The 9931-nt window shown below is 48.9% G+C and carries 6 protein-coding genes; 2 read left to right on the forward strand and 4 right to left on the reverse strand.

Features of this window, described 5'->3' with window-relative positions:
- Window positions 1–59 precede the first annotated feature (59 nt).
- Window positions 60–2537, reverse strand: a complete 2478-nt coding sequence (locus NZ772_07310) for an HAD-IC family P-type ATPase (protein MCS6813364.1) — start codon at window positions 2535–2537, stop codon at window positions 60–62.
- A gap of 892 nt (window positions 2538–3429) precedes the next feature.
- On the opposite strand from NZ772_07310, the gene NZ772_07315 reads away from it, so the two are divergent.
- The gene (locus NZ772_07315) at window positions 3430–5556 is read left to right on the forward strand and encodes an NAD-binding protein (protein MCS6813365.1); all 2127 of its coding nucleotides are present in this window, start codon (window positions 3430–3432) and stop codon (window positions 5554–5556) included.
- 195 nt (window positions 5557–5751) lie between these two features.
- A complete protein-coding gene (locus NZ772_07320; protein ID MCS6813366.1) occupies window positions 5752–6504 on the forward strand; it encodes a SinI family restriction endonuclease in 753 nt (250 codons plus the stop codon).
- Here NZ772_07320 and NZ772_07325 read toward each other — a convergent pair.
- The 3 genes from NZ772_07325 to NZ772_07335 form a co-directional block, all read right to left on the reverse strand.
- Window positions 6496–7923 (reverse strand): DNA cytosine methyltransferase, encoded by a 1428-nt coding sequence (locus tag NZ772_07325; GenBank protein ID MCS6813367.1) that lies wholly within the window; start codon window positions 7921–7923, stop codon window positions 6496–6498. The genes NZ772_07320 and NZ772_07325 overlap by 9 nt on opposite strands.
- Before the next feature lie 98 nt (window positions 7924–8021).
- Window positions 8022–8750 carry a uroporphyrinogen-III C-methyltransferase gene (gene cobA, locus NZ772_07330; GenBank protein MCS6813368.1) on the reverse strand — a complete coding sequence of 243 codons (729 nt, stop codon included), beginning with the start codon at window positions 8748–8750 and terminating at the stop codon, window positions 8022–8024.
- Window positions 8751–8783: 33 nt separating this feature from the next.
- Window positions 8784–9931: serine/threonine phosphatase (locus NZ772_07335; GenBank protein MCS6813369.1), on the reverse strand; the 1148-nt coding region annotated here is incomplete at its 5' end.

Below are 9931 nucleotides of genomic sequence, written 5' to 3' on the forward strand. Positions count from 1 at the left end.
AGTGGGTTATTCTTAACGTTAACAGAGCATTGCTCGGTGCACAGCACGACTGTTATGCGCTAACTCAGATCGACTCCTAGGAACTTGTCGAGGAAGCGCGTGCGCCAGACAGCTCGTAGAATCAAGCACCACTCTAAGGCCACAAGTACCAAGAAACCGAGTTGCCGGGGGGTGAGGGCAGCGAGTTCAAAAAATTGTCGCAGGGGCGGAATGTAGAGAATGAGGAGGTATAGCCCTAGCAACCCTAATGCCGTCGCAGAGTAACGCCAGTCACCGCTGAGGGGTTCGCCGCCAGTCCAGGCGGGGGTAGGTGGTTTTAGAAAGGGAATCAGCAAGAGTTCGCAAAACACCAAAATGGTGACTAACATGGTGCGGGGCAGGGTGTAGTCAAGTTCCTGAAAGCTGACACCGGGGGGTAAGTTAATGATTTCTTTTACTAGATAGAGCATGTAGACCAAGAGAGCTACAAAGGACATGGTTACTGCGGCAGGGATTGTAAAGTGGAGGAGCGATCGCACCACACTGCGTCGCCGAGTTACGGGACGGGGCTTGGCCCATGCAGGCATAACCGCAGCCGGAAAACCTACCCCAATTAGGGCTGTAATCGCACTGTGCTTATTTACCAGGGGAAAACTATCAGTAGCCATCGCTGTCGCAAAGATCAAGATTGTCGTACAGAGAACACGGACGATAAACAGGGTAAGAACATCCCGGATGCCACTGCGAATCCGCTGACCCTCTAGAAAGGCATGGGGCAGCGCTGCGAAGGAGTCTCTCAGTAATACGATATCAGCTACCCCACGGGTGGCCTTGCTGCCACTTTCCATAGCAATGCCTAAATTGGCTTGTTTCAAGGACAGCACATCATTGACTCCATCCCCAATCATGGCGACATAGTGCCCCTGACGGCGGAGGCTTTTTACAAGCTGGGCCTTCTGGTCTGGGGTAACGCGCCCAAAGACGGTAGCTCTGGCAACAACCTGGGCAAATTGATCATCGCTCATGTGGGCAAGGTCTTGACCTGAAATCACCGGCTGATTGTTGTCGAGTCCTGCCTGTTTTGCCAAGGCAGCTACGGTTTGGGGATGGTCGCCAGAGATGATTTTTACCTGGATGCCTGCTTGGGCGAAGCTCTGGAGAGTGCGCTTTGCCTCTGGGCGCAGTTGGTCACTAAGGTGCACAATCCCTAGGGGTTGAAGCGCGGAGGGTAACAGTGGGTTATCGGGGTCTGTGAGCACTGTGCCTGGATCAGCGGCGTAGGCGAATAACAACACACGAAACCCCTGACTGGTTCCTAATGTTACGTAGTTAGCCACACGGTCGGCCATGTCTGGGGTCAGAGCAAGCAAGCTGGTGAGGGTTTCTGGGGCACCCAATACATATAGCCCTGGCTTTGGCTCATCAGCCATGACGATCGCGCTCCAGCGTCGCACTGACGAGAATGCAACCTCGGCTTTTACCGTTCGTGGGCAACCAGGGTAGGTGACTGCTAACGCCTCGCTAGTGCGGTTATGGGTGGTAACATTGGCGGCAAAATCTCCCAAGGCTTGGGCCAGTTCTGTGGGTGTGGCTTCTAAGGGTACGATTGTTTCTACTGTAATTTCATTGGTGGTCAGGGTGCCTGTTTTATCAGAACAAAGCACATCTACATTGCTTAGAGACTCCACTGCATTTGCCTGCTGAATGAGGATATCATCCCCCACCATGTGCACAGCAGCAATGCCATAGGCCAAAGTAATGGCCAAGAGCAACCCTGTGGGTACTAACCCTGCAATCACAGCCGCACGTTGCACAGCATCGGAAATGGAGTAAGAGCGTCCTAGGAAGCTAATCCCCACTAAGATCCACAGGAAACAGGCTAGTAGCAAAAAGGCTCGGATTACTAGGTTGATTTCCTTTTGCAGGGGGGTGTAAATTTGGCGAAAGGCACGGGCACCTGTGACGAGTTGATAGGCGATCGTCTCTACACCAACCTTAGTGGCTTGGAAGCAGGCATGACCACTGACGCAGATTGTGCCGGAATAAACGGGGTCTCCTGATTGTTTGACGATCGTGTCAGATTCACCAGTGAGTAGAGACTCATCCACATCCAGCCGACCATCACCAACGATCGTCCCATCCACTAGAATCTGATCCCCAGATCGCACCACCACAATGTCTTCTAGCACAATGTCCGCAGGGTCGATAGTCTGCTCTCGCCCATCTCGAATCACACTGACACTGGGACGGTTCAGCAAGGCGATGCGGTCAAGCTGTCGCTTTGCCCAAATTTCTTGATAGATGCTGACAATAACACCGCTAAAGATCACTACCACCACCAAGATGGCGTCACCATAGCTGTTCAACAGCACTAACACGATGCTGATGGTAAGAAATACAGCGTTAATAAAGGTGAACAAGTTTTCTTGAAAGATTTCTCGATAGGAACGACTAGAGGGCAATTTAGCGTTATTGCCTTGTCCGTTTGCCCGTCGCTGTGCTACCTCTGCTTGCGTCAGTCCTTGCGTAGCCACCAGTGGGTGTTCGTTATCCACCATAAAATTGTCCTAGCCTGTTACACATACGATCGTGTCTATTACTTACCACTAGAGCAACAGACTTGTTAAGCAGTCCATCCTGTTTTGGTAGCTTTTATACCTCAAGCCCTGCCTTCCTAAAGCTTCCTATGGTGAGAAGAGGGACAAGGAACAATCAAGCCCGCAAGTTTAGTGGGCACGTCTCAATGAGTTTGCACGTCTTAATGAGGTTGGTTGATAAACGTTAATCCCAACGCTAGCAGGTTTTCTACAACAGGAACCTAGCCAAAATCGGTAGTACCGTTCCAAAAACTGTGACCTAGATTGCCCTATGGTTAGGCAGGTGCATTCCACTTGTGTAGCCCTCGCCCTAAATCCCTCTCCCAAGCAGGGAGAGGGACTTCTAATCCGGATCCTCTTCTCCCAACCCCCGTTCGCGGGGGGCTAGGGGGGCTGGGAGTTGAGGGCTTATTTGCGTAAGTGGGATGCACCCCGGTTAGGCTGCTATTGCCCTAGGATAATTACATCGCTAGTTTGAAGTAAAGTTTGTATAAAAGTATAAAGAGCAACCTATGAAGAGCACTGTAACCATGAGCACGTGCTGTCTTGGTTGAGGAACGCTATTCAGCTAGCTGGTTGCTAGACAAAACTCTTGAAACTCCTATTCTCTTGTGGGTTGTTAGCGACAGCGTAAATCAACAAAACATAGGCTGGTGTTGGGTTTCACATTATTCAACTCAGCCTGTAAAAAGATTCTGTTAGTCAACCAGATTTAACTAGTCAGATTAACTAGTCACAAGTTATTCGAGGGTGCCATGACGACTAGCCACAGTGGTATTACGTGTTGCCTGTCCGTTATGTTGGTGTTGAACTCATCCCATCAGTATTAAAGGTAAGTTAAAGGTAATGCTCTATGCTTGCTGATGATGGCGTTAAGCCCAACTCTGCTGGGTCAATGTACTTCCTGGTTTGTGGTTTAGGAAGCCTGGGGCAATATTGCGTCACAAAGTTAAAGGAATTTGGTGTGCAGGTAGGTGCGATTGACGCAGTTCAACCTGTCTATTGGCAAATCCCTGGCTTATCAAGCCTATTGGACTATCTTGTCATAGGCGACTGTCGCCAGCCAGAAGTCCTCATCAAGGCTAATATTCACGCTTGTCGTTCAGCTCTAGTTGTTGCTAGTGATGAGCGGATTAATCTCGACACAGCCTTTGCCATTCGCTTGCTCAATCCCCATGTGCGCCTAGTGGTTCGTTCTTCTAAGCAAAACTTAAATGAGCTGTTAGAAAAACAGTTGGGAAATTTTGTTGCTCTAGAACCAATGCAGTTGCCTGCCCCTGCCTTTGCGATCGCAGCCCTAGAGAGCGATATCCAAGGCATCATCAACCTAGACGAGCACCTACTCCGCATCGTTCGATACCATATGGATAGTAACCATCCCTGGTGTCATCATCGCTGCATCCATGAACTCAATGGTCGTCACCGTCGGATTCTCAGCCACAGCCCAAGGTCAGCCGAATTACCGAAGGAATTTTATAGCTGGGATCCTGAAGCCAGGGTACAAGCCGGAGATGTCATAACCTGTGTTGAAGTAACCCATCGGTTGACTGACCAGCTAGCCGCCACTAGTGGACAATCAACCCCTCTACAGCCATCGGTGTCATCACAGCCACCCTTAAACCAGCCTCCGAGGAGAGTTAGTCAAGCGAATAACAGACAACAACTAACTCCATGGTTTTGGCAACAGCGCGTCGGACGATGGCTACAGATCTTTTGGCAAGCTACAGCCCAACAACAGTCCAAGCGAGTCGCACTGATTATGGGAATCACAGTGCTGACGTTAATCATTGCAGGTACAACTGTCTTAAAGGCAGCCCATCCTCAGGAAAGTTGGCTAAAGGCTCTGTACGTCACGGGTGTCATGCTGTTGGGATCCTACGACATCGTATTTGGAGCCTTGGATCCTGCCGACACAATCCCCCTGTGGATGCGATTTATGAATCTGTTCTACATGCTGATGGGAACGGCTGCTACGGCTGTTCTGTTTGCACTGCTGACGGAAAGTTTGTTGGCAGCTAAGTTTCAACTCCCCAATCGCCGCCCACCTTTGCCCACCCACAACCATGTTGTGCTGATTGGGCTTGGACGCTTAGGCCAACGCATTGCCGCCTTATTGCAAAAACTGCAACAGCCACTAGTTGTTGTCAGCAGTCATGTGCCTGATGACACGATCTTGCCCCAGATACCGATCGTGGTAGAGGACTTAACGGCTGCTCTTGAGCGAGTGAACCTTGCCACCGCCAAGAGTGTTGTAGTTACTACCGACGACGAAATGCTGAACCTAGAGATTGGATTAAGGGTAAAAGCAACAAACCCTGCCGCAGGCTTAGTGATTCGCACCTTCGATCCCCAATTTAGTGACAACTTAGCCCAACTGTTGCCCGAGGCAGATGTAATGTGTGTGTATGCCCTCGCTGCTGAAGCATTTGCAACGGCTGCCTTTGGTGAAAATATTCTCACCCTACTCCGCTGGAATGATCAAACAGTGTTGGTTGTGGAATATACCATTCAGCCCGACGAGCCGATTAAAGGCTTGCTACTAGCCGAAGTTGCCTATGGCTACGGTGTTGTGCCTATCTTGCATCGAGGGATTGATCAACCAGAGGCTCGGTTGATGCCATCGGACGATACCGTATTGGAAGTTGGCGATCGTCTAGTCGTCTTAGCCACACCTAGCAGTCTACATTGCATTGAACAACGGGCCATGAAACCGCGCACTTGGCAGATTTACATCGATCGCGTCGCCTTCCGTGATAGTACGTTTGAAGGAGCTAGAATCATCACCCGCATCACAGGCTGTAGCATGACTCTAGCCACTCAGGTAATGGATCAAGTGCCTACCATACTCCCAATTAACCTATATCAGCAGCAAGCCCAGCGCCTAATGCGAGAGCTACTCAAATTTCGCGTGATGTCGCACTTAGTACCCTGTGCACCACCAGACTCTCTATCCATTAACCAGCATCAAACATTACATTAGTGTTCTCTATGCTAGTATGCTCGTGGCTGATGGCTTTGAGTCTCAATCAGGGCTATACCTGAACATTGCCTGTTAGAGGACAAGCGTCTAATCGTCGAGCAGCAAATCCAAGGAAAATTGCTGTGGCATACAATGGTGGACATTTCTGTTGCACGATTCTGTTGCACGATAGGTATGTTCAGAGGAAAACCATAGATGCCCGTTAACTTCGATAGCATTATCAGCACTTCAAATTCTGAAGCAAACTTTTTAAGGATTTTTGAAAATGCGTTTTCTCAACAAGACCAGCCACTGCTCGAAGCGCATCGAACAATTCTCACAGCCTGCTACCAAAATCCAGGACTTTCTCCAACCCTAAAAGCCGATACACCAGAAGCATTAGCCAAGGCTTGGTTAAAAAAGTATAACGATAGTTATGAAAATCGAATTTCAAGGCGAATCTCACGAATCCCAGGCACAGTTGCCGATCCAATCGTTAGTGTCATTATCAATGCCCGATTGACAGGACTAACAACAGAACATCTTGAGCTAATCAAATATGCCCATAGGCTATCAATGTCTGCCGAAAATATTCAAGGATTACTACTAGAGGAATTTCTAGCTGGGCAACTTGCTGATTATGGTTGGTACTGTTGTTGGGGAGACTTGGTTCGGCACGTAGATTTTTGTAATGTCGATGGTTCTCTCTTGCAGGTCAAAAATCGTAGCAACTCGGAAAACAGTTCATCGTCTAAAGTCCGAATTAATCGGCCCATTGAAAAATGGTATCGAGTTGATGCCAGAACAGGTTCCTATCGATGGTCTGACTTCAACAATAGGTACAACACGAATCGCTTTTCAGAAGAAAACTTTGTTATCTTTGTTCAACAGGTTCTAATCCGCAATCCAGATGCCTTAGCCATTGAAGTAAACAATCCTTGGAAGGATTTGTCAGATTCATCAAACTAAGTTGAGGCATAGTTGTTTTGCTGAAGATTCTTCCAAACAACCCATATCCTGCATCCAACTGACATCATCGGTTTTATGATAGCGAGAATACGGAAAGTCTGGATAGGTAATAGGCTGTTCACCCCTCAGATGAGATAGCAACATCCTAGCGATCGCTCTTCCTAGAGAGCACGGTACGGCATTACCAACTTGCCGATATTGATCAAGTAACGTACCTGCAATCATCCAATCGTCTGGAAATTCTTGAATACGCTTATATTCTTCAATACTCAGGGGTCTATCCTCTTCTGGATGGGCCAGATCTGTTGCAGGCATCGCTGGATGAGTAACTAATGTCGGGGCGGGTTTATCCCAAGCTAGCCTGCGGTAAAAACCCGTCTTTCCGCCTCCTGCATGATAGGAAGCTCCTAGCGCCTCTTGGTGTAGTTCTTCTGGTAAGTCTCGCCAGTATTGTCCAGGTTTCAACAACCTGTAATACTTGAGCCGTTTCTCAGGAAACTTGACAAAGTGATGTCCAGTCTTGGGAAGACCCTCTAAGGCTTCTCGTAAACTTTTCCAGGTTGGCAGCCCGTATAGACCCTTTTCTGAATGTGTAGGTGTGAGGTAGGGAAGCTTTTCTCCCTCACGACTACAAGCAATGACAACCCTTTCCCGTTGCTGTGGTGAGCCGAAGTTAGCAGCATTGTACAAATTAAAGGAGATGCTATATCCGGCCTCCCTGAGTCGTTGAGTAATAAAACGTAGAGCGCCACCTCTTTGTTCATCCTGAGACAAGGGTGGGAAATTTTTCCCTCGCATTTCATGCGGTCTATGCTTCAACGGAGCAGACAATAACCCTCGAACATTTTCAATGACTGCAAATCTCGGTTTAAGCTCAGTGATTAAGTCGATAAATGTCAAAAAAACATTGCCACGTTCATCATTAAATCCTTGGCGCTTTCCTGCACTGCTAAAGGCTTGGCATGGTGGTCCGCCAACGATAACATCAATCTCATCGGTCGAACTTAGTCCTGCCTTTGCTCGAATTTCTGCGGCTGAGTAATCCCGAATATCCCCAATCAGCGCTATATCTGGTCGATTGATTTCAATCGTTTTGCGAGCGGCTGCATCAATTTCACAAGCAAGTAGTACTTGGATGCCTTCTTTTTCTAGTCCCAAGTCCAAACCCATGCAGCCAGAGAAAAAACTCAAGGCTTTTAGTTCAGGTTTGCTAAATGAACGTCGCCCATGATCAGGAACTCTTAAACTTAGATTGTCTCCTTTGACACGGTAGCCCTGAACAGATTCTGATGCTACGATCCATCGACTACTAATCTTTTCCCCACTGATTTCACCATGTCGGAGTAGTTGACGCACATATTGCTCTGAGCAATCTAAGACTTCGGAGGTTTCTTTTACTGAGAGGTATTGGGTAGCCATGCTTTCGGGCGCGAAACTAAAACTAGGTACCCATGCTACTGCCAAAGCAATACATTTTCAAGCATCTGCATGGCTGTGCGTTGCTATGAAAGAGAAAACTAGGACGGTGTTGTAGGAGCGTTAATGAACTGTCCTGTTTGAGAAAGAGTTACAACCTCGCCGATTACAATGACGGCTGGTGATAGTGATTCTCCGGTGGTTTGGGCTACGATCGTGGCTAAGGTGCCCCGCCAGATGCGTTGGTTGGCTCGCCCTGCCCACTGAATGATAGCCACTGGGGTGGTTAGTGGACGGCCAGCACGGCTGAGATGCTCTACGATCGCTGGCAGTTGCTGTGCCCCCATCAGTAAGACCAACGTATCCACCTGGGCTAGAGCTAGCCAGTTCAAGAGAGCAGGATCATGGGCGCTACAGACTGCAAAGCAGCGACTCAATAATGGGTCTGTTAAGGGAATTCCCGCTAATAAGGGTGCTGTTAATGCTGATGACAATCCGGGCACCACTTCGTAGGTATACCCAGCCGTTGTCAATGCTTTTAGTTCTGAGCTGACTCGTCCAAAAATGAAGGGATCGCCACTTTTTAGACGCACAACCCGCTTGCCCTGTTGAGCATAGTCAACCAGTAGGCGATCGATGTCTGCTTGGGGCACACTAGGCTGTCCACCCCGTTTACCGACAAGCACTATGTCACAGTCTGGTGATGCCAGGGCTAGCACTTCTTCATCAACCAAAGCGTCACAAATTAATACGTCCGCTTGTTGGATGCGCTCAACAGCCTGCACGGTTAGATAAGCAACACCACCCGGCCCTGAGCCAACTAATGCCACAGTAGAGATTGGTAACACCTCCTGCATTACTAGTTAGCGGCGCTTGAGAGTATCCATGTTTGGACGCATCTTTAAGCGCACCGCCAAGGCAGTGATATTGTCGTGACCGTTATATTGGTTAGCTAATTCGATCAGTTGAGCAACACCACGATCAAGGTTAGCTTGGGAGCCTAGTAACGGTTCTAGGTGCGTGCGCCAGTGAGTCTCTAGCAAGTCGTTGTCAGCTAATCCATCTGAACACAGCATCAGTAATGTGTCTTCTTGCAAATCGAGAAACTCTATATCTGGGTTGATAAAGTTCTCATCCCTAGGGCCAAGGGCTTGGGTCAGTTGCAGGGCATCAGGGCGAGCGTAGGCGATCGCAGGTTCAACACCGCGCTGAATCTCGCGTTGGCCCACATCATGATCAGCCGTGAGTTGCTCTAGTCCTGATCTGCGGCTAACTCGATATAGACGACTATCACCCACGTGGGCATAGGCAACCTTAGTGTTGTGGATCAATACCATCACTAGCGTTGTACCCATACGTCCGCTTCCAGAGCGGGATGTCTCTTGGTTGATGTCATAGATGGCTTTGTTGGCCAAAACTATTGCCTCTCGGATTTCAGCTTCTGTCGGTAACTTAGTTGTTGCGATATCGGTATTGAACCAACGGGTTTGAAAGTAGTCTCGTATGGTGTTGACCGCTAAGCTACTGGCTACCTCTCCTCCGGCATGGCCACCCATCCCATCACACAGAATGAACAGCCCCCTCGCCTGGACGGTTGAACCTTGGGGAGTCTCTAGTTTACGAATTTCAGTTTGAATGCCAAAGTAGTCTTCATTGTGATCTCGCTGACGGCCCACATCGGTACGCCCTGCTTCACTGAGGCTAACCAGTTGCATTGGCAACACAACGGTTGGGGCATTGTCATCAGCGTTGTCATCATCATCGTCATCATCAGCAGCCGTGACTACCCCTGTTCCCACTACAGGTGAGGCTTGTGATTTTGGAGGTAGCTCTGAGAAATCGATCGTATCTGCATCTCCATCATTGGCTTCATCGGCCTGTCTTGCCAGGTTTGGAGCATCACCAACCGTGTCTTCATCATCAGTTGCAGTCAGAGTCGGCTCACTCTGGAACTGGTTTGCAATCATTGCTAGCTGTGACTGTAGTGTTTCCACAGTAGCAATGGAACCTG

It is taken from the genome of Cyanobacteriota bacterium (assembly GCA_025054735.1).
Lineage (GTDB): Bacteria > Cyanobacteriota > Cyanobacteriia > SKYG9 > SKYG9 > SKYG9.

What these genes read in the sequence shown, in the direction of transcription:
- NZ772_07310 (MCS6813364.1), bottom strand. Translation starts at nt 2,537, where the DNA reads ATGGTGGATAACGAACACCCACTGGTGGCTACGCAAGGACTGACGCAA.
- NZ772_07325 (MCS6813367.1), bottom strand. Translation starts at nt 7,923, where the DNA reads ATGGCTACCCAATACCTCTCAGTAAAAGAAACCTCCGAAGTCTTAGAT.
- NZ772_07315 (MCS6813365.1), top strand. Translation starts at nt 3,430, where the DNA reads ATGCTTGCTGATGATGGCGTTAAGCCCAACTCTGCTGGGTCAATGTAC.
- NZ772_07320 (MCS6813366.1), top strand. Translation starts at nt 5,752, where the DNA reads ATGCCCGTTAACTTCGATAGCATTATCAGCACTTCAAATTCTGAAGCA.